The organism is Paenibacillus sp. HJGM_3, assembly GCF_045062745.1.
In the GTDB taxonomy this organism is placed as follows: Bacteria; Bacillota; Bacilli; order Paenibacillales; family NBRC-103111; genus Paenibacillus_AA.
The window spans coordinates 191576-215218 of sequence record NZ_JBJGED010000010.1 but is presented as its reverse complement, the minus strand read 5'-3'; the positions used below and the strand labels follow the sequence as shown (position 1 = coordinate 215218).

The 23643-nt window shown below is 57.9% G+C and carries 19 protein-coding genes and 1 pseudogene; 5 read left to right on the top strand and 15 right to left on the bottom strand.

From position 1 onward, the window contains the following. The 3 genes and pseudogenes from ACI5FR_RS13830 to ACI5FR_RS13820 all read right to left on the bottom strand — a co-directional run. Positions 1–2816, bottom strand: a pseudogene (locus ACI5FR_RS13830) (hypothetical protein); the annotation flags it as partial. 90 nt (positions 2817–2906) lie between these two features. Beyond that, positions 2907–4130, bottom strand: coding sequence for a glycosyltransferase family 4 protein (locus ACI5FR_RS13825; RefSeq protein ID WP_405455107.1), 1224 nt, complete (start codon positions 4128–4130; stop codon positions 2907–2909). A 57-nt stretch (positions 4131–4187) separates the two neighbouring features. After that, entirely contained in the window at positions 4188–4526 is a 339-nt protein-coding gene (locus tag ACI5FR_RS13820) for a L,D-transpeptidase (RefSeq protein ID WP_405455106.1), read from the bottom strand. Positions 4527–4727: 201 nt separating this feature from the next. On the opposite strand from ACI5FR_RS13820, the gene ACI5FR_RS13815 reads away from it, so the two are divergent. After that, positions 4728–5846 carry a YheC/YheD family endospore coat-associated protein gene (locus ACI5FR_RS13815; protein WP_405455105.1) on the top strand — a complete coding sequence of 373 codons (1119 nt, stop codon included), beginning with the start codon at positions 4728–4730 and terminating at the stop codon, positions 5844–5846. 54 nt (positions 5847–5900) lie between these two features. Here ACI5FR_RS13815 and ACI5FR_RS13810 read toward each other — a convergent pair whose 3' ends face one another. Beyond that, a complete protein-coding gene (locus tag ACI5FR_RS13810) occupies positions 5901–6449 on the bottom strand; it encodes a hypothetical protein (protein ID WP_405455104.1) in 549 nt (182 codons plus the stop codon). A gap of 178 nt (positions 6450–6627) precedes the next feature. Here ACI5FR_RS13810 and ACI5FR_RS13805 point away from each other — a divergent pair, with 178 nt between their 5' ends. From ACI5FR_RS13805 to ACI5FR_RS13795, 3 genes are read left to right on the top strand one after another with little or no spacing between them, the layout of a single operon-like run. Next, a complete protein-coding gene (locus ACI5FR_RS13805; protein ID WP_405455103.1) occupies positions 6628–8076 on the top strand; it encodes an aminotransferase-like domain-containing protein in 1449 nt (482 codons plus the stop codon). Positions 8077–8088: 12 nt separating this feature from the next. Then, the gene (locus ACI5FR_RS13800; RefSeq protein WP_405455102.1) at positions 8089–9018 is read left to right on the top strand and encodes a D-alanine--D-alanine ligase; all 930 of its coding nucleotides are present in this window, start codon (positions 8089–8091) and stop codon (positions 9016–9018) included. After that, complete coding sequence (locus tag ACI5FR_RS13795) at positions 9018–10223, top strand: aminotransferase class I/II-fold pyridoxal phosphate-dependent enzyme (protein WP_405455114.1); 1206 nt, start codon at positions 9018–9020, stop codon at positions 10221–10223. Before ACI5FR_RS13800 ends, ACI5FR_RS13795 begins: the two co-directional genes overlap by 1 nt. On the opposite strand, the gene ACI5FR_RS13790 is transcribed toward ACI5FR_RS13795, so the two are convergent. Then, positions 10181–11401, bottom strand: a complete 1221-nt coding sequence (locus ACI5FR_RS13790; RefSeq protein ID WP_405455101.1) for an MDR family MFS transporter — start codon at positions 11399–11401, stop codon at positions 10181–10183. The two genes, ACI5FR_RS13795 and ACI5FR_RS13790, sit on opposite strands and share 43 nt — an antisense overlap. A gap of 407 nt (positions 11402–11808) precedes the next feature. Between ACI5FR_RS13790 and ACI5FR_RS13785 the strand changes: the two genes are divergently transcribed. Next, positions 11809–12453: a cell wall hydrolase gene (locus tag ACI5FR_RS13785; protein ID WP_405455100.1), complete on the top strand. Its 645-nt coding sequence runs from the start codon at positions 11809–11811 to the stop codon at positions 12451–12453. 88 nt (positions 12454–12541) lie between these two features. Here ACI5FR_RS13785 and ACI5FR_RS13780 read toward each other — a convergent pair whose 3' ends face one another. The 10 genes from ACI5FR_RS13780 to ACI5FR_RS13735 all read right to left on the bottom strand — a co-directional run bounded on the left by ACI5FR_RS13780 (position 12542) and on the right by ACI5FR_RS13735 (position 23640). Continuing rightward, positions 12542–13579 (bottom strand): LamG domain-containing protein, encoded by a 1038-nt coding sequence (locus ACI5FR_RS13780; protein WP_405455099.1) that lies wholly within the window; start codon positions 13577–13579, stop codon positions 12542–12544. 63 nt (positions 13580–13642) lie between these two features. Then, positions 13643–14590, bottom strand: a complete 948-nt coding sequence (rbsK, locus tag ACI5FR_RS13775) for a ribokinase (protein WP_405455098.1) — start codon at positions 14588–14590, stop codon at positions 13643–13645. 145 nt (positions 14591–14735) lie between these two features. Continuing rightward, positions 14736–17072, bottom strand: coding sequence for a hypothetical protein (locus tag ACI5FR_RS13770; RefSeq protein ID WP_405455097.1), 2337 nt, complete (start codon positions 17070–17072; stop codon positions 14736–14738). Positions 17073–17429: 357 nt separating this feature from the next. Then, positions 17430–18311 (bottom strand): protease complex subunit PrcB family protein, encoded by an 882-nt coding sequence (locus ACI5FR_RS13765; RefSeq protein ID WP_405455096.1) that lies wholly within the window; start codon positions 18309–18311, stop codon positions 17430–17432. Positions 18312–18341: 30 nt separating this feature from the next. After that, positions 18342–19406 carry a DUF4367 domain-containing protein gene (locus ACI5FR_RS13760; protein WP_405455095.1) on the bottom strand — a complete coding sequence of 355 codons (1065 nt, stop codon included), beginning with the start codon at positions 19404–19406 and terminating at the stop codon, positions 18342–18344. Continuing rightward, the gene (locus ACI5FR_RS13755; RefSeq protein ID WP_405455094.1) at positions 19399–20136 is read right to left on the bottom strand and encodes a sigma-70 family RNA polymerase sigma factor; all 738 of its coding nucleotides are present in this window, start codon (positions 20134–20136) and stop codon (positions 19399–19401) included. Before ACI5FR_RS13755 ends, ACI5FR_RS13760 begins: the two co-directional genes overlap by 8 nt. Before the next feature lie 79 nt (positions 20137–20215). Further along, positions 20216–20431: a hypothetical protein gene (locus ACI5FR_RS13750; RefSeq protein WP_405455113.1), complete on the bottom strand. Its 216-nt coding sequence runs from the start codon at positions 20429–20431 to the stop codon at positions 20216–20218. A gap of 114 nt (positions 20432–20545) precedes the next feature. Next, the gene (locus ACI5FR_RS13745) at positions 20546–21829 is read right to left on the bottom strand and encodes an alpha/beta fold hydrolase (RefSeq protein ID WP_405455093.1); all 1284 of its coding nucleotides are present in this window, start codon (positions 21827–21829) and stop codon (positions 20546–20548) included. 81 nt (positions 21830–21910) lie between these two features. Next, complete coding sequence (locus ACI5FR_RS13740; protein WP_405455092.1) at positions 21911–22816, bottom strand: phosphotransferase family protein; 906 nt, start codon at positions 22814–22816, stop codon at positions 21911–21913. A gap of 83 nt (positions 22817–22899) precedes the next feature. After that, positions 22900–23640: an MBL fold metallo-hydrolase gene (locus ACI5FR_RS13735; protein ID WP_405455091.1), complete on the bottom strand. Its 741-nt coding sequence runs from the start codon at positions 23638–23640 to the stop codon at positions 22900–22902. Positions 23641–23643: the final 3 nt, after the last annotated feature.

Below are 23643 nucleotides of genomic sequence, written 5' to 3'. Positions count from 1 at the left end.
ACCGCTCCCGCGGCGAGGTGCTCGCCGCGCACCGATTCGGCGGCGAGATGCTCCGCCGACACCGCTTCCGCGGCGAGGTGCTCGCCGCGCACCGATTCGGCGGCGAGATGTCCCGCCGACACCGCTCCCGCGGCGAGATGCACGCCGCGCACCGATTCGGCGGCGAGATGTCCCGCCGACACCGCTCCCGCGGCGAGGTGCTCGCCGCCCACCGATTCGGCGGCGAGATGCTCCGCCGACACCGCTCCCGCGGCGAGGTGCTCGCCGTGCACCGATTCGGCGGCGAGATGTCCCGCCGACACCGCTCCCGCGGCGAGGTGCTCCCGGCGTACCGCTTGGGGCGTGAGATGCGCAGCGGATACCGCTCCCGCGGCGAGGTGCTCCCGGCGCACCGCTTCGGGAGCGAGATGCTCCTCCGCCACTACTCCCTCCGCCAGGTGCTCGCTTCCCACCGCTCCCTTGACCAGGTGCCACGCCTCGACCGAGCCGGCCGCGAGCTTCGCGCCCGTCACCGCGCCGTCCGACAGATGCTCCGTACGAATAGCGGCGGCCTGCACCTTGCTCGCGCCCACACTATGATCGGCCAACCGGCTGGACGTCACGGCACCTTCCACCAGGTGGTTCTCTCCGATGATTCCCGTCGCCAGCTGCTCGGCCTGTACGGCACCCGGACCGATATGGCGGTTCAAGACGACGTCTTCGCCCAGCGCGTCGGATTGAACCGACTGTTCGCTCAGGTGTTCGGGGTGAATCGCACCGGCGGCCAATTGCGCCGAACCGATCGCACCGGGGACCAGCTTGCTGGAGCTGATCGAGCCTTCCGCCAGCTTGCTGCTCGTGACGGCGAGATCGGTCATCTTATCCGTCGAGATCGATTCCGGCGCGATCTTGGCCGTCGTCACCGCATGATCCATCAGGTGATGCGTGTAGACGCTGTTCTGTACCAAATGATTGCGGGTAACCGAGCCCAAGGCCAATTTGTTCCAAGAGACCGACTGGTCCTGCAAATGGTCGGTCGCAACCGCATTCTTCTGCAAATGCTCCGCACTGACAGCCTGCGGGGACAAATGCTTCGTGCCCACCGAGTTCTTCGCCAGCTTCGCCGACACGATCGCCCCGTCGGCGATGTGACCGGCTTCCACGGAGGTGCCCGCCAGCTTGTCGGAGGTGACGGCCCCGCTCGCGAGCTTCGGCGCCGTCACCGCGCCTTCGCCGATTTTGTCGGCGGTGACGCTGTCCTTCGCCAGCTTGCCGCGGGTTACCGCGCCGTTGTCCAGCTGCGCCGTCCCGACTAGTCCATCCGTCAAATGTTCGCGCAAAATAGACTGCGGCGCGAGCTTCGCCGACGTGATGGCCTGATTTTGCAAATTGCCCGACGAGATGGTGTTGTCGGTCAAGTGCTTGGCTAAGATCGACTGATCCGCGATTTTGTCCCACGTCACGCTTGCCTGAGCGAGATGAATATTTTTGATCGCTTCTTTCTGCATTTTCTGCGACGTAATGCTGTGGTCCCCCAGTTTTTCCGTAGTGACCGCCAGATTTTGAATCGAGTCGGTAATGACGGACTGGGGCGCCAGCTTTGCGGTCGTGATTGCATCGTCCTGCAAATGCCGGGTCGTGACGATGCCTTCGGCCAGATGGTTCGCCCGGATCGACTGGGGCTGCAAATGCTGGGGACCGATCGACTCCCCCGCCAGTTTGTCGGAGGTGACGCTCTGGGACTTGAGATGATGCGTCGAGATCGATTCCTCGGCAATGTGTTGATCCTGCACGCTCCACACCGAGAGATGGGTGCCGTCTACCGCATTAGGTGCAATATGATGGTTCACGATAGCCGAGGGCTGTATGTGAGTCGAAGTCACACTCTCCTCGCCCAGCTTGTCGCTCGTAATCGCCCCATCGCGGATTTTCTCGCTCAGGATCGCACCGTCAGCGATTTTGGCCGAGTTTACGGACCCGTTCGCGAGCGCATTCGGCCCGATGGCCCCGCTCTTGATCTTCTCGGAGACAATGGCTTGGTCTTGAATCAGCTCAGTCGTGATCGATTGGGGATGCAGATGCTTCGACTCGATGGAGCCTTCGGCAATCTTCATCGCGTCGATCGTCTTATCGGCCAGCTTCTCGGATGTGATGCTGTGATCCACCAGCTTGTCGCCGGTAATCGATTTGTTCTTCAGCTTGCGGCCGGAGATGGCGCCTTGCACGATATGCCGCTCCTCGATCGACGCCGGAGCGATCTTGGGCGCGGTGACGCTGTTGTCCGCCAGCTTCGTGTTATCGATCGCGTAGTCGGCGAACGCTTCCTTTCCCAGGCTGTTCGGCTTGATCTTCGTACCGTCGATGGACCGGTTGGCGATCTTCTCGTTCGTCACCGCCTCATCCACGATATCGTCCGTATAGACAACGGCCACGTTCTCGTGCTGGGCCCGTTCGAAGAGCAGCAGGACCGGAGAGATTTCATCGGAATCGACGAATACGGGAGGCTCCGTCTCTTGGTCGGAGGGTTCCGGTTCGGCCGGTTCGCGTTCGATTTCTTCCGTGAGCAGTTCATAGCTTTCGGCCGGCGGTTCCGGCATAGGCAATTCCTGTATGGGCTCCGCCACCGCGGGCAGGTGATTGATTGAAGCCGTCTCCGCTCTGGGCGGAGGAGCTTGTATCCCAATTTCCGCTTCCTTCTTTTCTACCTCCGCCGCTCGGTTTCTTCGAATAGTCCCATAATTTTCTTCATCCAGGAAACTCAGCTCGTTCAATCGCGGATTGAAGATCTGCGTTCCGGCATTTCGTTTACGCTTCGGTTCGCCGGGTTTCTTTTTCACTGCGGTACTCCTTTCCACATCTTTGGTGCTCCCCTGTTGCGGGGGTCAGGTACATAGGTAGTCATTTGTAACATATGCAAACACCCAGGCCTATGTCACAGCATTTAGCCGGCGGTACAACTCGGCCAGCCTCTCGGCGGTATGGGCCCATGTAAAATGCTCCAGCACCCGTTCCCGTCCCTGTTCGCCCATCTGCCGGGCGTAGGCCGGATCGTCCAGCAGCTCGCCGATGCGTTCGGGCAACTCTCTCCCGAGCCGGGTCAGCGGCACGAGCAGTCCGGTTCGGGTGTGCTCGATCACCTCGCGCATGCCGCCGGCTCCGGAGGCGATAACCGGGACGCCGGACGCCATCGCCTCGACGTTGACCAGTCCGAATGCTTCCCGCTCGGAGGAAGGCACGACAGCGATATCGGCCAGCCGAAACCATTCGGCGATTTGATCGTGCGCGACGTAAGGAACGAATCGTACCCGGTCCTTGAGCGGTTTGGCCAATCGCCTCAGCCGGGCGACATAAGGGGTCGTCGCGTTTTTGCCGTAATAGGCGCCTCCCACGAGCAGCAGGCGCGCTTCGGGGTGCCGCCTCAGTATGGCCGGCATCGCCTTCAGCAGATGATGCACGCCCTTGATCGGAATGAACCGGCCCACGAACAGGAGGACGCGGCAGTCCTTCCACCCGAGCGCCTCCAGATTCTGCTCCCGCTCCGCTTCATACCCTTCGGTCCACCGCGGAGAAAATCCGGTCGGGTCGACCCCGAGGTGATTCACGACAAGCTTGCCGGCCAACCGTCGGTCGATTCTTAACAACACATCCCGCAAATAATGGCTGTTCACCACAATTGCGTCCACCTCGCGCAGGCATCGGAGCAGCCGCTTCCGCGCGATGTGGTGTCTGGATAGGAAAGTCGTGGAGTGCAGCGAGAGGATAACGGGCAGCCCCCGCAGCTTCCGCTTCAGGAATTGTGCGTAGCCCGGCCGGTTCTCCACCTGGATAAGCGCCGGATTCATCGTTTTCAACCGATTGAGCACATGCCGTATATAGCCCTTACGGGGAATGCTGTTGTAGACAATCCCTTCCGTAACCGGCGGCGAAGTCCGCTCGGACAAGCGGGCTTGCATCTGGCCGAATAGCTGCATCTGCAGTCCGTGCGATTGCCACAGCTCCCGGCTCACATTCCGGGTCACCAGCTCCACCGAGCTGGACCGACCCGAATCGAGGGCGTAGGTCCCCGGCGTCACGATTGCGACCGGCCGTTGTACGGCAGCATCCGCATTAAAGGTTGCATCGGTTTCATGAGTATGGCTTAAGCTCGTCATGTGGCACCTCCATCTTTCTTCCCAAATGCATCATCCTCCCCGCGACTGCGGCCCGCGTCAAGGCCGGATCGTCACCCGGGTCCCGATCGGCACGAACCGCGACAGCTCGAGCACGTCCTCGTTGTACATGCGGATGCAGCCGTGAGAGACATAATGGCCGATCGAGGCCGGGTTGTTCGTCCCGTGTATGCCGTAATGCGGCTTGGACAGCCCCATCCAGAGCACTCCGAACGGTCCTCCCGGGTTGGGCGCTTTATTCACGATTGTGTAATCGCCGGTCGGCGTAGGCGTCACCATGCGCCCGATGCCGACGGGGAACGTACGGACGACCCGGTCTCCGTCCAAGAGATGAAGCTGGCGCTCCGACACATCGATGATAATGCGATAGGCAGGCATTTCGATTCTCCTTGTTTTCGTTTGCCATAGTTTATGTAGCGGCAACTCGAAAAGGGACACCATTTGGGAAGGTGCCCCTTGTATTTTGATCCTGCTGTCTGATTGTCCCGCTCATGGACAAAATGGATGCTTTCCCCCCAACACCCGTCCATGCCTTACGAAAGTCCCTTACATACAGTAGTGGTGGAGGTGAGCGAGCCTTTGGACAACCGCTATATTGGCATCCTTTTGAACGATTCCGTGTACTGGCGCATCCCGTCCGGCCGCACCCGGCACGAGTCCCTTCCGTGTTATGAACGGGCCGGGCGGCAGCACGGAGTGAGGCCCTGTTACATTCGCTTGCACGACATCGTACCTGGGCAAACGACCGTACTCGCTTTCGTGAAATCCGGACGAGAGTACGTCCGACGCAGGATTCCGGTACCCGCCGTCATTCACAATCGAGGCCTCTTCTTCAATTCCGATGCGAAACGCCGCATAGAACGACTCGTTCGGAGCGGCAAACAAATCTTCAACCACTGGAACCGTTACGGCAAAAAAACGATCCACGGGCTGCTGCAGCTGGATCCGACGATTCGCGAGCATTTGCCGGAGACGTTGGAAGCCACCACGGCGAATCTCATGGAGATGATGCAGCGCTACGATGCGTTGATCGTGAAGCCGAACAACAGCAGCATCGGTCTCGGCATTATGAAGCTGAAGCGCGTCCGTGACCGCTGGGAGCTCGATTACGCCCCTACGTTCAAGAGCCGCGTCCGCAAGAAGACTTCCTTCCGCTCCAAGCTCCCCTCCGTTCTGCTGAGACGCATTCGTAAGTCCGCTTATTTGGTGCAGCAATGCTGGCCGCTCGCCACATACCGGGGCCGGCCTTTCGATATGCGGGTGTCCGTACAGCGCGGCGAGACGGGCGATTGGCGCATCTCCGGCGTCGCGGTCAAGGTCGCGAGGTCCCAAGTGTTCCTGACGAACCTGGCCCAAGGCGGCCACGTTCATCCACTCGAGACCGTTCTGCGGGACTATCCCTACCTGGACCCCGTTCATACGCGCCAACGCGTGGAAGAGCTGTCGCTCCAGGTCGCGAACCACTTAAGCAGCCATTTGCCGCACCTGGCCGATATCGGTCTGGATGTAGGCATTGACGCTGCCGGCCGGCCCTTATTCATCGAATGCAACGGACGCGATTTGCGCATCAGTTTTCGTGAAGGCCGTCAGTTCGAGGAGTTCCAACGCACATACAGCAACCCGATCGGTTACGGCAAATTTTTGATGGACCATCCGCCGCAGCCGTTTCATGAACAAACGATCCTCCCGAGCCCATAGGCTTGTGAAGGATCGTTTTTTTTTGCTCTATTGTTGCTCTATAAAGGCTAATGGTTAAAGAAGGGCCGCCAGCCCAAAAAGGCCGATGCTGATTCCGAATACGATCCCTAACGCCTTCCACTTGCTAGTCTCCGTGGTCCGGAAATAGAAGGAGGCGTTCTCTCGGCACAAGTAGGCCAGCAGCAGCGCGTTCCATACCATACGGATCCCATACTTGACATAGTTCGTGCTCCGAAACTCGCCGGAAGCGCCGAATTGATCGGCGAGGCTGGAGATGGATAAAAACGCGTTTGCGTTCCGCGTCACCGCATAGGCGATGTAAAACAATGCCAGCCACCAGCCCCACTTGGCGCCGATCCACATGCCTACCGCCGCCGCAAGCGCAGATCCGGACAATAAGAGGAGCGCCCCTTGCATCAACACCGCGGAAACCCCCAGCACCTCGGACAAGTCTTCCAGCTTGCTGAAGGCGATCAGCTGCAGGACGATGCCGAGCCCCCCTCCGATCGCCAAAATGACGGCAAGAAAGCTTATCCCGGCCGGCCGGTCGTACGAGCTCTCCGCAATTTCCTCTTGAAGCGATTTTCTGAACAATTCCGACACATCGATCTCTCCTTCGCATGAATAGGGAAAGTATACCATTTAATCCTACTTGCAACCATATGAGTAAAATACTAGTTTATCCGATTCTCCAGAACCATTCCATTGCTAAAATGGTGCCGCCGTGGTTCTTTTATTGCGCCTTTTAGTATGCCATGATAGCAAAGGGGGGCGATAAACGATGTATCACGATTTCGAGCCGGTCAAGAACCGGCCGGTCTATATTCAAGTGATGGATTACGTCAAGCGGTTGATTACGGAGGGCGCGCTGCTCGCGCACCAGAAGCTCCCGTCCACACGCGAGCTGAGCACGCTCCTCCGGGTAAGCCGCAACTCTGTAATCGAGGCGTACACGCGTCTCGAGGAGGACGGCTTCCTCTATGTCGCGAACAACCAAGGCAGCTTCGTGGCCGCTTCCTCCGTGCCCGCGGAGCCTCCCGTTTGTCAGCTGGAGTGGAAGCCGCGTTTGAATGAACGAGCCTCTCTGGCGGAGGAGCTGGATCTGATGAAGCATGGGATCCGCGCGGGTAAGGGGACGATCTCCTTCACGAGCATCGCTCCCGACGAGAAGCTGTTCGATCTGGACCCCGTCAAGCGCGCTTTCCTGGACCGCATGGCCGTGGAAGGCAACGTGCTGCTGAACTACGGGTACGCCAAAGGCTACAAACCGCTAATCGATTATTTGCTGCAATATATGAGCCACAAGGGAGTCGATCTGCACGGCAAAGATTTGCTCGTCACAAGCGGCTTCACCGAAGGGCTCGACATCGTCCTGTCCGCCCTGAGCCGTTCGAACGGGGCCATCCTCTGTGAGAATCCGACTCACAATACGGCGATCAAAAACTTCAAGCTGCATGGCTTCGCTATTACCGGAATCGGTATGGAGCCGGACGGCGTCCATCTCGGGGAGCTGGAGCGGGCATTGCGCGAGCGGACGTACGATTGCGCCTACTTCGTGCCTTCGTACCACAATCCGACCGGGATCGTCATGTCCCCGGAGAAGCGTATGGCGCTCATGCGGCTGATGGCCCGCTACCAGGTGCCTGTCATCGAAGACGGCTTCAATGAAGAGCTGCGCTATTCCGGCTCGCATGTGGCTCCCCTGATCGCCACGGCCGGCCGGGGCAACGGCGTCATCTATGTCGGCAGCTTCTCCAAGGTGCTGTTCCCCGGGCTACGCGTAGGCTGGGTACTGGCGGACCGCGAGCTGATCGGCTATCTGGAGAGCCTGAAGCGGGCGCGTACCATCCATACGTCCACGATCGACCAGGCGATTTTGTACCAATATTTGTATAACGGCAATCTCGACAAATATGTGCGCAAAGCAAGAGCGGTCTACAAGCGGAAATACGAATGGACCTTGGAATGCTGCCGTACGTACCTCCCCTATGCGCAAGTGTCCGGCGACGGCGGGCTTCATCTGTTTCTCACGTTCGAGGAATCGTTTCGCACGAGAGAGTTATTGGCTGCTTGCTCGCGCAAGGGCGTCATATTCACCCCGGGGGACATCTTCTATACGGACGGCAAAGGCGGCAATACGCTGCGGCTCGGATTCTCCCGCGTGTCGGACGAAGATATCGCCAAGGGAATCCGGATCATCGGCGAACAGGCCGAACTATTACGAAGCTAGCGAGGTGCAACTATGAAAATCGGCGTCATTATGGGCGGTCTCTCCTCCGAGCACGAGGTGTCCTTACAGACGGGCCGCGTTATGCTGGCTCATCTGGACCCGGAGCAATACGTCGCCACCCCTATTGTAGTTACGAAGTGCGGAGAGCTGGCCGATCAGGTACGCGGGATCGATATGGCGTTATTGGCGCTGCATGGCGCCTATGGGGAGGATGGGACGGTGCAAGGGACATTGGAATCGATGGGCATTCCTTATACAGGGAGCGGCGTGCTCGCCAGCAGCATGTGCATGAATAAAGACATCACGAAGCGGATGCTTCGTTCCGTAGGTGTCGCTACTCCCGACTGGCTTCTCTGGAATGGCATGGAGGATTACTCCGCCGAAGCGGTGGAGCGATTGGGGTATCCCGTCGTCGTCAAGCCGAACTCGGGCGGGTCCAGCATCGGGATTCGAATGGTCGGCTCTACGGAAGAGCTGCTTGCGGCGGTTCAATCGGCTTTGGAATGGGATGATTCGGTCTTGATCGAACGTTGCGTCCGCGGAGAAGAAATGACGTGCTCGATCCTGGACGGCGAGCTGCTGCCGACGATCGGCATACGGCCCGTCCATTCCGATTGGTTCGATTACAAAGCCAAATATGAGGACGGCGAAGCCGAGGAACGTGTGATCGAGCTGCCGGCGGTAGTGGAAGCGAGGGTCCGGAATGCGGCCTTGACCAGCTATAGGGCCATGAAGTGCGAGGTATACGCACGCGTCGATATGATGCTCGTGGACGGCCATCCTTACGTGCTCGAAGTGAACACGCTGCCCGGCATGACGAACACGAGCTTGTTCCCCAAGAGCGCGCTCGCGGCGGGGATCGCGTTCCCCGAGCTGCTCGACCGCATTATTCAGAGCTCCTATCAGGCACGTACATCGATACCCGGGAGGATACCGCAATGATGGCTCAGGCTGAACTGAAACTGCAAGCGAAAGACTGGATCGCCCCTCACGTACTGGAGCTCCCTCCTTCCGGCATCCGCGCTTACTTTGATTTGGGGGCCATGAGCCCCGACACGATCTCGCTCGGGCTCGGGGAACCGGATTTCGTCACACCGGAGCGCGTGCGCGCCGCCTGTGTGCGCGCGCTGAACGAGGGGCAGACTTCCTACACGCCCAATGCGGGTTTGCTGGAGTTAAGGGAAGAGATTGCCGCGTACATGAGGAGCCGCTTCCAGCTTCCCTATGAGCCGAGCCGCGAGATTATGGTCACGGTGGGCAGCAGCGAAGCGGTCGACCTCGCGCTCCGTACGCTTCTCGCCCCGGGGGACGAAGTGCTCATGCCGGCGCCGGGCTATGTCGCCTATGCGCCGATCGCCGAGCTGTGCGGCGGCCAGGTGGTCGAGGTCGAGACGACTGCCGGGCATGGCTTCAAGCTGACGGCCGAAGCGCTGGAAGCGCGCATCACGCCGCGATCCAAAGTACTGCTCGTCAATTTCCCCAGCAATCCGACCGGGGCGGTGATGACGGCGGATGATTGGCGCCCGATCGCGGAGCTCGCCATCCGGCACAACCTCGTCGTCCTCTCGGATGAGATCTATGCCGAGTTGACATACGGCGGAACGCACGTCAGCCCCGCCTCTCTGCCGGGGATGAAGGAGCGCACGATTGTGATCAGCGGCTTTTCCAAAGCGTTCGCCATGACCGGCTGGCGCATCGGCTACGCCTGCGGCCACCCCGAGCTGATTGCGGCGATGCTCAAAATTCATCAGTACACGGCCATGTGCGCCCCGGTGCTCGGTCAGATCGCCGCGATCGAGTCGCTGCGGCACGGCATGGCCGACAAGGACCGGATGATCGGCTCCTACGACCGCCGCCGGCACCTGTTCGTGCAAGGGCTGCGGGAGATCGGACTGCCGTGCCATGAGCCGCAAGGCGCCTTCTATGCATTCCCCTCCATCACGGATTCCGGTCTTACCTCCGAGCAGTTCGCCATGAGGCTGCTGAAGGAAGCGCATGTGGCCGCCGTCCCCGGGCACGTGTTCGGCACCGGCGGGGAAGGCTTCCTCCGCTGCTCGTACGCCGTGTCGGAAACGAAGCTGGAGGAGGCGCTGACGCGGATCGATCAGTTCGTCCGCAAGCTCCGCAACGACTCGCCCGCCCTGTAGAATCCGACCGCGCTCAGCGCCACGACGGACATCGTCAGGAACAGCACCGTGCCGTTATAGTGGCTGAGCAGCACGCCCCCGATCCACGGACCGAGGAAGTGTCCGAGGCTGCTGAACGATTGCGCCCCGTAGTACGTTCCGCGCAGCCCTTCCGGCGCAATTCGGTCGGTGAGCAGGTTGGAGGCGGGGAAGATGAGCATTTCGCCGAACGTAAAGACGATCATAGAGGCGATGAAGTGGGGCCAACTGCCCGACAGCGCGAAGCCGGCATTGCCCAGCGCGTAACAGGCGGCTCCTAGCGTCAATATACTCATCGGCGTCATGCGGCTCGTCCAACGCGTGAACGGGAGCTGCATGGCGACGACCGTCACGGCGTTCACGGTCATCATGACAGCGAAGAGCGCCACCCCATCCGCCAGCTTGCCTTGCACGTACTGGGACAGCGTCACCGTCATCTGCGAATACCCGATCGCCGTGACGAGGCTGCCCAGCAAGTAGAAGCGAAACACCGCGTCTTGGCGGACGATCCGAAACGAGGCGATCAGCGTCGTCTCCGAGCGGGCTCCCGCTTCGATCTGGCGGATGCCGAATCGGTTCAGCAGGGCATAGAGCGCGATCGCATACAGCAGATAGAGTGCTCCCGTTATGAGGAACGGCAAGGTGCTGTCCAGCGCGGCGAAGGCGGCTCCGAGCAGCGGTCCGACCGAGACTCCGATGTTGATGGCCAGGTAGCGAAGCGACAGCACCTTGTACCGGTTCTCCTTCTCGGTCAAGTCCGTCATGAGTGCTTGGGAGACCGGCTCATAGAAGGAACGGCACAATCCGTTTAATAGACTTAAGAGGAAGTAGAAGAGCGTGCTCTTCACGAGGGCGAAGCCGAAGAACACGACCGCCCAGCCGAACAGCGCGCCGAGCAGAATGCGGCGGCGCCCGAACCGGTCGGACAGCGACCCGCCGATGAAGCCGCCGAGCGTTCCGGCGAGCGAGCCGGCGCCGATGACGAGGCCGATCAGCGTCGGGCTCATCTCGGTATGGCGGACGAGATAAATCGCCAGGAACGGCATGCTCATGGAGGAAGCTATCCTGGCCAGAATCGTTCCGAGCAACAGCGAGTTCACGATCGGATGATACGCCTGCGACCAGGCAAGGAGTTGGTTGTACAGCTTGATGGGTTTCATGATGTCCAGCTCCTTCTGAAATTTGCTGCCCCATTATACTTCACGAAATCGGTTTTGGGAAGAAATTTTATTTCACCGCTCGCACTCGAAGTAAAGAGCCAGGCTGTGATGAACGAGTAAGGTGACGGTATCCTCTTATTTCAACCCAAACAGCCCCCTAACTTCGGTTAGGGGGCTGCCTTCGTTATAATGGGTGGGGGAGTCGCACTTGTAAAAGAGTGGGAAAAAAAGTAGGACGGGCATAAACCGCGCCATACGCCCGAACCGTATAGCATGGCAGCGGTCCTCCGCGGTCACCCCAAATATGGTTGAGCGTGTACGGCGACTTCCCGGTCGGATGAACAACTCTGATTTATGATGCCGCGATTGGTGCGGATGGTAAAACAAGAGGAGGTAATCTGAGAACGATGAAGAAAGGTTCCGTGCTCATCGCAGTATTGGCCAGTACGTTCGGCATATCTACTTTGTCGGCGCCGCCGGCCTATGGGTATACCCTTCAGCAAGGCGTCAGCAGCGCGCAAGTCCTCGACCTGCAGCAGCGTCTTGGCTCGCTTGGCCTGTTCAAGGCCGGCTCCACAGGTTATTACGGCCCCGCTACTAAGAAAGCGGTCATGAGCTTCCAACGTCAAGCCGGTTTGCCCGCCAGCGGCAATGCTGACGAGAAGACCGTATCCGTCTTGAATCAAACCGTCGGCCCCGATCCGACGGTGCTCGAACAGATGGCGCGCATTATTCATTCCGAAGCCCGAGGCGAATCGTTCGAAGGAAAAGTGGCGATCGGTGCGGTTGTCCTGAATCGGGTGCAATCGGGCGCTTTCCCGGACTCGATTACGGAAGTGATCTTCCAGCCGGGACAGTTCAGCGCCATCAAGGACGGGCAATACAACCTGACGCCCGACAGCTCCGCCTACGAGGCGGCCAAGGCCGCGTTGAACGGCGCGGATCCGACTAACGGGGCGTTGTATTATTACAACCCCAAGCTGGCTACGTCCAGCTGGAGCAAGAAACGTCCGAAAATCATTCAGATCGACCAACATATATTTACGAGTTAATCGTTTCCCTCAGCTGCAGCCCTCCACCATAGTGCAATTCCAGCATGCTCAACCAACGGCTCTTGCGATCACCCCCAAGAGCCGTCTTCTATGACCGGGCCATCAAGTCCGTCTTCAAGCAGATCCCCCACCCGAAGATCGTCTCCAGACTCGCCACCTCAGCGCGGATCGTATTCGAGCCCGCATGCAGACGAACGGTCGCGGTCGCATGATTCGGCCGGATGCGGCCATCATCGGCAGGCGGATCCCACTTCCATAAACCTCGGTATACCTCTTCACCGTTCACCCATAACCGGATTTGATCACTGTACCCGAAGCTCAAGACCGACTCCCCCTGCACCGACGCGTGCACGGTACACAGAACCTGAACAGCCCTACCCGCTTCCGAGCTGTACAACCGGTTCAAGTTCAGCGTTCCGTTCTCCTCGACGAGTGCCCTCGACCAACAGTCCTCGTCCGGTAATACGGTCGATGCCGACTCCTGAATGGAATACGGCTCCGATACCCTCCATTCCGTAACGAACCCATCCTCGGCCAATCGGGATAGGTCGGGCACAGCCGGCTCGATCGGATAAGGCTCCGCGGCCTCGACGGTGAAGTTGCGAAAGTAGGCCGGCAGATGACTCCAGAGTCCGATCCGCCCGACCGGATGTCCCAACTGCAGCCGGCGGATCACGAGCTGCGGTGCAGGAGCGTCGCCGACCGTAATCGCCACTCCGTTCGGTTGCACGTCCAGCGTAAGCCTGGACCACCGGCCCGGCTCCAACGGCGCAGCCGCCTGATAGGCGGGACCGTGGTACACTTGCCAAGTGCTGGATCCATTCATGAAAGGATCGTACTGAATCTCGCCCGGCCGGCCCTTATGGTCCGGAGAGACATAGACCAGCTCGAAGGTCTCGTAATCGCGGGCGCCGAAGACAAGCCCTGCGAATCCGAGCGAACTCGGGCACGCAATATCGGCCTGCAGCCGGAAGCTGGAAAGATCGAACGTCTCTCGCAGAAACGCGGTGCAGTCGTTCAAATATAAGGCCGGTCGGCCATCCCATATGGACGGATTCGCATCCATCCCCTGTACCTCAAAAGCGCCCAGCTCGTCCCATACGCTCCACGCTCGCTTCGTCACCATAACGGCACCCCTCATCCAAAGATTGGGAAGATGACTCCATCGTATCGAACGTACGTTCCGGTGTCAAGCCCGGTCTGGGCGAGCTTGAAATTGCTCCACATCCGCTCTCCTCGGGAGCGAGGGCTGCGCTCCGAACTTCGTGACCGCGAGCGCCGCGGCCCGCACGGCGAAGCCGATCGCCTCCGTCAGGGCTGCGCCTTCTCCCCAGCGTACCGCGGTCGCGGCGTTGAAACAATCGCCGGCAGCAGTAGTGTCCACCACATCGACCTGGCAGGCCGCCTGGCGGCCGGTCCGGCCGTCCAAATCGTAATAGACGCCTTCGGCGCCGTGGGTGACGAGCACGTTCGGGGCGCCGGTCGCTTGCTTCAGCCGCTGCACCAGCTCCTCGATCGCAGTATCGGTCTGCGCGGCGCCGCTGATGAGGAGGGAGGCCTCCGATTCGTTCGGCGTCAGCACATCGACATGCCGCAGCAGCGACTCGGGCAGCGCGCCGGCCGGTGCCGGGGCGGGGTTCAGCACGACCCGCACCCCGTGCCGAGCAGCGAGCTCCGCCGCCCGCTCTACGGCCGGCAGCGGAATCTCCAGCTGCAGCAGCAGCACATCGGCCCGGCGGATGGCGTCCTCCGCCAAGTCGATCAAGGCCGGCGTCAGCCGGGCATTCGCGCCCGGGATGACGATGATGCTGTTGTCGCCCTCCCGCTGCACTTGAATGATGGCGACGCCGGTCGCCTCTCCTGCGGCGACGGAGACATGCGCCGTGTCGATGCCCTCCTGCTCGAGCTGCCGCTTCATCTGCGCGCCGAACGCATCGTCGCCCACGCAGCCGACCATCGCCACTCTCGCCCCCAGACGGGCGGCGGCGACCGCCTGGTTCGCCCCTTTCCCTCCCGGAATCATCGCGAACTGGCTCCCGAGAATCGTCTCCCCCGGGATGGGCGACCGGTCGAGCATCGCGACCAAATCCATATTGATACTCCCTACGACGACAATGCTCGCTTGCTTAACGGACATGGGAGGCACCAGCCTTTCGAATTTGCTATAAGATGTTGCTTCGCCTTCGTCCGCGTTCATTCCTGCCGGCGGCACTATTAAAAGCGAAGCCCCGCCGGATATCAATTCCGAGGGGCTTCGCTTTATTCAGAATAAATAGAAAGGATTAGAGCGTAATATTGCCGGCGCCGTGCTTGATCGAATCGGATTCCGCCGGAAGCGAGGTCCGGTTCACGCCCTCCTCGACCAGCGCGGTCATGAGCAAGTAGTTGTTCGCCCCGAAGCCTGCGTTCGACACGGAGTATTTCCCACCTATGAACCGCGACCCGATGGCCTTCAGCTTGTGCGCGCCGTTCTCCAGATGGAAGTGGGACGTGGCCGCATCCGCCGCCGTGCTCGTGACGTCGCCGAAGCTCCACGTGATCACGTTCGTAGCCGCCGTGCTCTTCAGGAACGCCTTCTCCACATTCGTGCCGCTGAAGGAAGCGCCGCCGCCGATCGTAACCGACTGGTTCGGCGTATTGGGCGCATTGTTCACATCGCCCAGCCGGTCCCAGGCTCCGGTGAACAGGAAGCAGCAGTTGACGAGCCCGCCGCCTTGCATGACGATCTCGCGCGTGCCGACCTTCACAACGCCGGTATCGCTCCCTTTGCCCTTGAACCATGTGTTGATGAGCGTAAGCTTGTTGATGCTGCCGAGTGTAACTTCCTCTACGTCGTAGAATTCGCTGTTCAGAATCGTCAGCTCGCCGTTGCTCGGCGTAAAGCCGACTTGGGTCGTGCCGGTCCGGATCGGACGAGCGAGCTCATAGCCCTTCATCATGCCGAAGGAGCAGCTGTCGATGATGTTTTTGCGTTTGCCGCGGGAAGAGCCCTTGCTGATCGTCACCATCTCCTGGGCGGTGCAGCCGCGCATCTGCAAGCCGTCCATGTTCACCCAGATGGAGCCCGAGTTCGCCATTTTGACACCCGGCTTCGTGTAGGTCACGACCGCGTGGCAATCTTCCAGCGTCAGGTCGGTAAGCCGCTTGTTCGCTACGATGCGGGAGGCGATATGCTTCTTCACCGTGATGCGCTTCGCGCTGTCGCCCCAAGTCGTGCCGCTGTTCGCGAACGACAGCAGCCCGGAGTTGCCGATGTACGTCAAATCGTGCTCATATTGGCCGTGGGTCACATAAGGACCGTATTCGTCCCCGTCGCCGTGGCAGTTCTCTACCATGCAATACGCGGCGTTCGTAAAATCGTTCAAGTGACGGGCGTTGCTCGTCTGGCAATCCTTCACGTGCCCGTACAGGACGTTGATCTGCTGCGTCAAGTACCCGGTGCCGCCCCAATCGCGCTCCTCCGGGTTCATCAGCTGGCAGCGCTCGGTCTTGTAAACCGTGTTGTAGCGGCGCATGACGACCGGCCAGAACACTTTGGTCGCATGGATGCCGATCGCGTCGCATTCCACGGCGTATTCGAACGCGACCGGGTTCGAGCCGATCTGATCCCAGTCCGGCGTAGGGCGCTGGCTCGTCCCGTTGACCGGGACCGGAATGCCGATGAAGTTCAAGTTTTGCACGCTGCAATGGACGACCGGATCGATCTTCTTGTACGTGATTTGGCGGCCTGCCGCCAAGGACCACCCAGACTTGTAGTTAAACCGGACATGGGTCGGATCGAATACTTCGGTCACCATCACGAGGTAATCGACCTCGCGCTGCGCGCTGCCGCCGCTGTTGTTCTTGATTTGCGCGTGCCACCAGCTGCCTACCTCGAACGGTACGGAGTCCGCCACCTCGAATATATCCGAGTATTCGGGAATTTCGGCCGTAAGCGTAGCCGCCTGCGAGTATCCGGTCGGAGTCCCCTGGAAGAACAGGACCGCCCCGAACGGATTGTCCAGCGTATTGAGCGCCATGCCTTCCGTCGTAATCGTGTGATGGTGGAAATCGACGACGATGTTGCTGCGATGGTACACGTGGCGCACCTTGAAGTTCAGATCCGTGTGAGCTTCGACCCGATGAATGGACGGATCGTTCACCATCGCGTCCAGGGTGGCATCCGCATTCCCCGTCGGGCCGAAGACGCCGAACCAGCGAAAATCCGCAACCCCGTTGTGCACAACCTCGAAGCGGCCGGCTGCGCCGCCCAGGCTATGTACCGTTCCGCCGTTGTCCGGCTTCGTGCTGGCTGCGTCCCAGCGCACGATCTTGCCGCCGCCGTCCCCATTCTGCGCGTAACCGCCTACGAGCACGAGCTGGCCGTTCGTCAGCTTCTGCGCCGATAAGCTCAGCAGCTCGGCGACCGACTTCACCTGCAGCACGGGATCGCCCTTGCCGTTCGCATTCCCGTCGGTCGACGCATCCGCGGCCAGCGCGATATTCGAGGCCAATGCGCTGCCCGCGAGCGCAATGCCGCCGAGACCGAGCGTCTGCAGCACCTTTCTCCGGCTAATCGCTTTGTCCTTCGGCCCGCGGCCGGCTGCTTCGTTTACGGGGGTGTTTTTCGTTTGATCCACTCCGTTCATCCTTTCTAATTTGAATTTGGTTTAATAATTGCCCGTTTTAAAGGCTGGATACATCTGTAAAACCTATTGTGATTTGATTCTGGTTTACTAAACTCATTATATTCCTGGGTTGGAAACGCTGTCAACGATTTTTGCGGCAATCTTGCCCGGCAAAATAGACACCAGGTTCAAACTAGAATAACAAAAGCCTCCGGAGTGAATCCCCGGAGGACTTGGGTGCGTCCCGTTTGGCCGTCGCAAGAACTTTGTGACATTCCCAACGGAAGTTCCGTTAGTTGAGAAAGTTCTGGCGGTAAATTGAAAGAGAGGCGCCGTCACTGTGGAGGGCACCTCGTCGGAATGCATGCTTTACGAACCAATCAAAACAACTTTTTCTGCTTCAGCCTGAAGGGGGTACGTCAACAGGAAAGGTCCGTCGGTAAATTCAACCTCCACCTGCATGCCTTCCTTCAAGTCATCCCGTGAAGCCGGGATGAGTTTCCCGTCTTGCTTCTTATAGATTTGGGCCTTATCGGAAACGCGTACGACCGCCTTATCGAGTGCGTCTTTCAGATCATTCTCCACCACAATTAGCGGGATTGTGCCCGAGCCGACAGGTTGCATATGGGGTCCATCGCTCGACACCGCGGTGTTGGGATCGACCGGTTGCTTCGTTGCGGGGGCCGGAACATAGGTCAACTTCGTAATTTTCCCTGCAATACCGAGGGTGGAGTCGCCCGGCTTGTCAATCGGACGGCCAGTAGGACCGCTCTGACCGTTCCCGTGAAACGGGGGGACCGTATGATTAGGGAGCGGCAAGGGAACGATTGCTTCACGCAAGTGGATCTGTGTGTAACTGGACGAAATATAGGTGAAAGTGGATGGCTGCGTGATCACTTCCGTATTGGGGGCATCCTTGGCAGGATCCTCCAAACGATAGCTGATGGACGCGTTCCCATCATCGGAGAATTCGATTTGTGTGATGTGAATTTTGTAGCCGCCATTCGGCTTCTCTTCACGGGTTAATGTGACCTTGTTTACGTCTTCGTTGACCTTCTCGATCTTCATCTGCACCTTTTCCCCGACCGGCACCGGTGCAGCGTAACTCGACGAAGGGGCAACCTTACCTTCTTTCGTCTGGTTGATTTGCCCTCGCCCATCCGTATTCTCGCTTGCAAAAACGGAAGAGGCAAGCAGTAAAAAGAGGGATACACCTGACATCCATCCTGCGGTTCTTATTTTCATCGACATAGAATCATCTCCTTGTGAAATCCATTTATTTTATGGTATGGCTTGAAGCGATTTGGCCACTTGAATAGCTGTTTCCGCGCTGATATTTCCCGCAACAGCGTAAGCCGTATCCTGGCTTTTCCACCGAAGCTCCACCCGGCCGGACGTATCTGTCAACTGTCCCTCCGTCCCGTGCAGCCCAATTTTTTTTGAGGTGGGGTCGACAGTCGCTTCGGCGGCGTCTTTCTTTTCGGTGATCGTGAAAGAATTGGCCTGGGACGCGTAGAGGAGAACGACTGCCTTTCCGTCCAGACCGCCTTCCGTTACACGCAGTTCCTTCAGGGTAAACCCGTCCGGCACTGCGGCCGGAATCCGCAAAGCGTTCCCCAGAGTTGCTTTGGCCCGCTCACAATCGTCCTTCAGCTGAGCGCACTGAACGGCCAGGCTGCTGACGGCCTCCGACGGGCCGGGGGCCTGCGGGGCGCCACCGATGGGCTGAGGCAGACCTGCGACTGGTGCCTGGCTGCCGGGCTGCAGAGTCTGGCCCACTACTGGAGCTTGGCTGCCAGGCGGCTGGGTCTGGCCCACTACTGGAGCTTGGCTGCCAGGCGGTTGAGTCTGGCCCGCTACCGGAGCTTGGCTGCCGGGCTGCAGAGTCTGGCCTACTACCGGAGCTTGGCTGCCGGGCTGCAGAGTCTGGCCGACTACTGGAGCTTGGCTGCCGGGTTGCGGCGCCGGACTCTCTCTCAGCGCCAGGCAACCGTTAGCCGTGAACGGTTCTGACGCCCCGTGTGGAGCGGTCATCTGTGTCGCATTCGTAGACCCGTTGTTTTGAACGTTTGGGCTCGTTGGCGGCGAATTTTCCTGCATCGTTATGATTCCCCCGCCATCCGATATCGTTGTGTATCCTGTGCCGGGATTCGTTCCATCCAACTGCCATAGCAGGAGCGCCACCACCACCGCCGCGAACGGCACGGCCGGCATCACCAAGGACAGCATCCGCAGACGCCTTTTTTTCCGAAGCCGGAGCATCGTCCGATTTTTTAGCTCGGAAGAAACCTTTACCCCGTTAAGTACGTCATCGGCAGCGGCTTTAAACCGGTTCAATTCATCCAAAGGATTCTACCTCCTCTGCCAAGTTGGATTTTAGAAGCTCCCTCGCCCGGCTTAGCCTGCTTCTTACCGTTCCTTCGGCAACCCCCAGCACTTTGGCCGCCTGCGACGTGTCCATCTCCTGATAATAGTAGAGGATAATGACTTCCCTATAGGCGGTAGGTAGCCTCATCACCTCTTCAAACAAGCGTCGATTTTGTTGGGTTTGAATAATATGATCTTCGATCACTTCGCCGAGGCCAGGCTCTTCCACTACTTTTCGGGTGATCACTCTTTTGAACCAGGCGCTGCGCAGCATGTCTTTGCAGACATTGATCGTGATTTTGATCAACCACGTCTTCTCATTGCTTTTTCCCTGAAACGAATCGAACTTTCGGAATACTTTGACAAAAACCTCCTGAAAGGCGTCCTCGGCCCGATGCTTATCTTTCAAATACAGAAAAGCGATGCGCAAAACATCGTTGCCGTAGGCTTCGATCATCCTCTCTATCTCTTGATGAATTTCAATGTTCGTGTCCTCGCTTGGTACCGAAGCAAAAAACACTGAATCACCGCCTTTCAATGGATTAGACGTAATCTCCGCCCCTTTCGCTCCCTCGATACGTGACTTTTTCGCAGATTTCTTTGCAATAAAATGACTGTCCAGGATAATTTCCGCTAGTATCGCAAATACCGTTCCTTCGCATAAAAAACTGCCCGGCATATTGTGCTGCCCGGGCAGTTTGGGTTTCATATAGAATTCTGCTGCCGTAGTATAGCATCAAACATAACGGTTTTTCTCTCGTACTCCCCGCTTTCCATTTGGATTGGATTTATGGCTCAACTGCACTCCCGCCACCTTCGCCGTAAGAATGCTCATATGGGCCGACGCTGCCAACGGGGATGTGCTTATGACCGAGGATGACACCTGGGAGCGTCTCGACCTCGAGATGGCTGAGCGTCCCAAGCTGCTTCTCCGCGAAATATCTAACTTTTTGCTGGGCGAAACGCAGATCCAGTTTCACGCTTTCTCGCACACCGGCAACAATACTCGCGATTTGTTCCGCTCTTAGTCGGAAGCTCTCGGGCGTCCACTTGTCAACTTGGCGGACGTCTCCCTTTTTCTTGTCAATGCATAGTTCCAGTACGTTACACGCTGCTATTCACGGTCCCCGAAACGTAGCCGGTGGCGACACCTCCTCGTAAGGGCGAAGGGGCAGGGGGCGACCCGCGAGAAAGGATACAATCAGCTCCCGGGCAAGCGTGGGCTGGTCCTGGTAAAGATTGTGCCCGGCTTCTTCCAAATAGACGAGCTGGGAATTTCGCAGCGCATTACGGTAATCCATAGCCGAGGACCATGACAAATAATCATCCGAGCCTTTGAGGATTAGCGCGGGAGCGTTCAGTCGCGCTAGTGCTTGCCGCGGATCCGGACTCTCCGGAGCGGTCCGGGATTGCGGAAATTGGTTCGCGTAGAAACCGAGACCGTGGATTCGCTGTCCAGACCGTTTGCCTTTCGCATGTAGAGCCGGCTCAGTTGCCGCGTACACGCGATCGAACCGCGCGTCCATCTCCTCGTCGCCCGCCAAACGATGTGCGGCTTCCGGGTTGACCTGCAGCAAGGCATATACGAGCAGCGCCCGCGGCTGCAACAAGTTTGCGTACAACTCGCGCAGCTGGGCCTCATCCAATTTCCCTGTCAAGCCTGCGTCGCTCGTATCCTTCGGGTTGATCGCGCCTGGTGACGAGAACACCGCTTTCTCCACTTGGTCAGGGTATCCGGCCATGTAGTCCGCGATAATTTCGCAACCGTAGGAATGTCCGATTAAAATCATCCGTTCCGCTCCGATTTGATGCCGGATCGCCTCCAGATCGGCAACGTCCCGAAGAATCCCGTAGTCTCTCGGATCGTTCAGCCGCGACGATCGCCCCGAGCCTACCTGATCGTAAATATAAACGTCGTATCCTTCGTCAGCGAGTCTACTGAAGAAGCGGACGTCCCCCGCCATATCCGGCGTCCCGGGTCCTCCGTGCAGGAAAACAATCGGAGAAGGCCGCTTGTCCCCTTTTGCTTCGACATGAACATAGGCAATCGATGAGCCCGTGGATAAACGCCAATATCGGACTCCGTCATCGGAAGTCGGGACCGAGGCCGGATCGTTCAGAGGCTTCAAAAACAGGAAGGATGCAGCGCCTAGAACAGCAATCCCCACCGTATACGCCGACCTGGTCCACCTCACGGAACGGCGGTGTTGCCAGCGGATCAAGAGGCCATAGAGCATGAAATAGAGAAGCGCCCCGGACAACAGAAAAACCGCCGGATCAGCGCTTACCGCGCTGACCCCAACAACAGTGACGATCCCGAAGATAAGCGCAACCGCGGAAAATGCTAAATACGTCAGCAGGTTTTTCCAGTATATCCGCCTTCCAATATTGAAAGCTTTCATTCGCAACGCTCCAAGCATATAGCCGTCAGGCCGGGCGAAAAAAGTCCACTGAGGCCATCAAGTCATGTATATTTATAAACGTTACTTCGTCCCGTTTGCCATTTCCGAGCGAACCGCCTCGATCCCCTCTTTTACCCAATCCCGATTTCCCCGAGTGACGCCTTCCGCAATGTATGCGAGATGGCCTGCCAATACGAAAAATGAAACTTTCTTCAACTTGCTTGCGATATCCACTTTTTCTCTTGATTCCATGACTTGGCGGGCAAAGTCCTCACCGCAATCTTCGAGGATATAGGTGTACTCATAATCCGGGTCGGTGATCTGAAGGTCGCCGAAATCGATGATCCCCGTCAACTTGCGATCAATTGGATCGATAAGATAATGATCCGGAGAAAGGTCTGCATGGATTAATGTCGGCGAGTAATGAAAATTACTCGGATGATTAAAATGATTTTCAAAACGGGAAACAATATACTTTTGCATCGCTAGATCAAGTTGGGGAAAAACGTTTAGTTTAATTTGCTTAAACAACTCTACGAATTCACTGCGAAGATCAACTTCCGGTACGCCCAGTTTTCTGGCTATGGCCACGGGAAATGAGCTTAACTCATCGATGAACGTTGCGATCTGCCCAGCGATCGTACTTCGCTCAGCAGCGGGGAGCGACGGGACGGAATCCTCTCCCAATATCTCACCCGGCAGTCTCCGGTAACCGACGAATGGCAGGCCATTGTATTGTTTGCCCACATAGTCAAACTTAGGAATGGCGAGCGTGATGCGTTCCGCCAGCATATGCATGATCTTGATTTCCTTCTCCAAGTCCTCCGCCCCTTCCTCATTTTTGGGAAAGCGGAATACCCACTGTTCATTAATCAGGATGGCAACACTCATCATCCCTTCTCCAAGCTTCCGGGCGCTTTGAATCGGAAATTCCGGAAAATTTACACGAATCGATTTCTCCAACCTTCTCAATTGATCCTTATCCATACCATCACCCCTGGGTCCCGTCTATTGCCTCCATGCGTTCTTCTAATCTATTCAAATATCCGGAAAGCCATCTCTTCAGAAGTTCAGATCGGTTGAACACTTTGACGGATCTGGTTGTGAATATCACCGGTACATAAACCACCGTGATAACAGATGGCTGCTTCTAATTCATATTCTAAACATTTTTCCAACGACCGCACGGCCGTCTGCATATCTGGTGTCGAATGTGAGTGAGGACCTTGAATCACCCCGTTAATACTGTAGGAAGAATCCCCCATAATTAATGTTTTATATCGTTTCAGATAGAGACTGATATGACCAGGTGTGTGACCCGGCGTATGAATCACTTGAATACCGCCGCAGAATGGCAGTTCCTGTCCATCTTTAAGAGCATGATCAACCCTTCCTCTAGGGGGATTATCCTGGAGATGGGATACAAGACTCAGCTGCTCTTCCTCGGGTAATCCGGCCAATTGCCAAGCCATGCTTTCAAGATTTAGCTTAAGAAGGGGAAGTTTCCCTTCGATATAGGGTTTATCCAGTTCGTGAGCGAACACTTCCAAATCCGCTCTTGCCTGCCGAATCATTTCATCAAGGCTGCCAATATGGTCAATATCCTGATGAGTTAGAATAATGAACTTTACCCTAGAAAAAGGTACCCCCGACTCCTCGATAGCACTGATAATCTGCTTCGACATTCCGGGGGTACCGGTGTCGATTAAGACTGCGGTCTTCTCATCCCATAGCAAAACAGGATGAATTTCATCTGAACCTCCAGGTACGTCTAGAGGCAAGCTTAACATCTTATAACCGTTTGAGCGCATGAT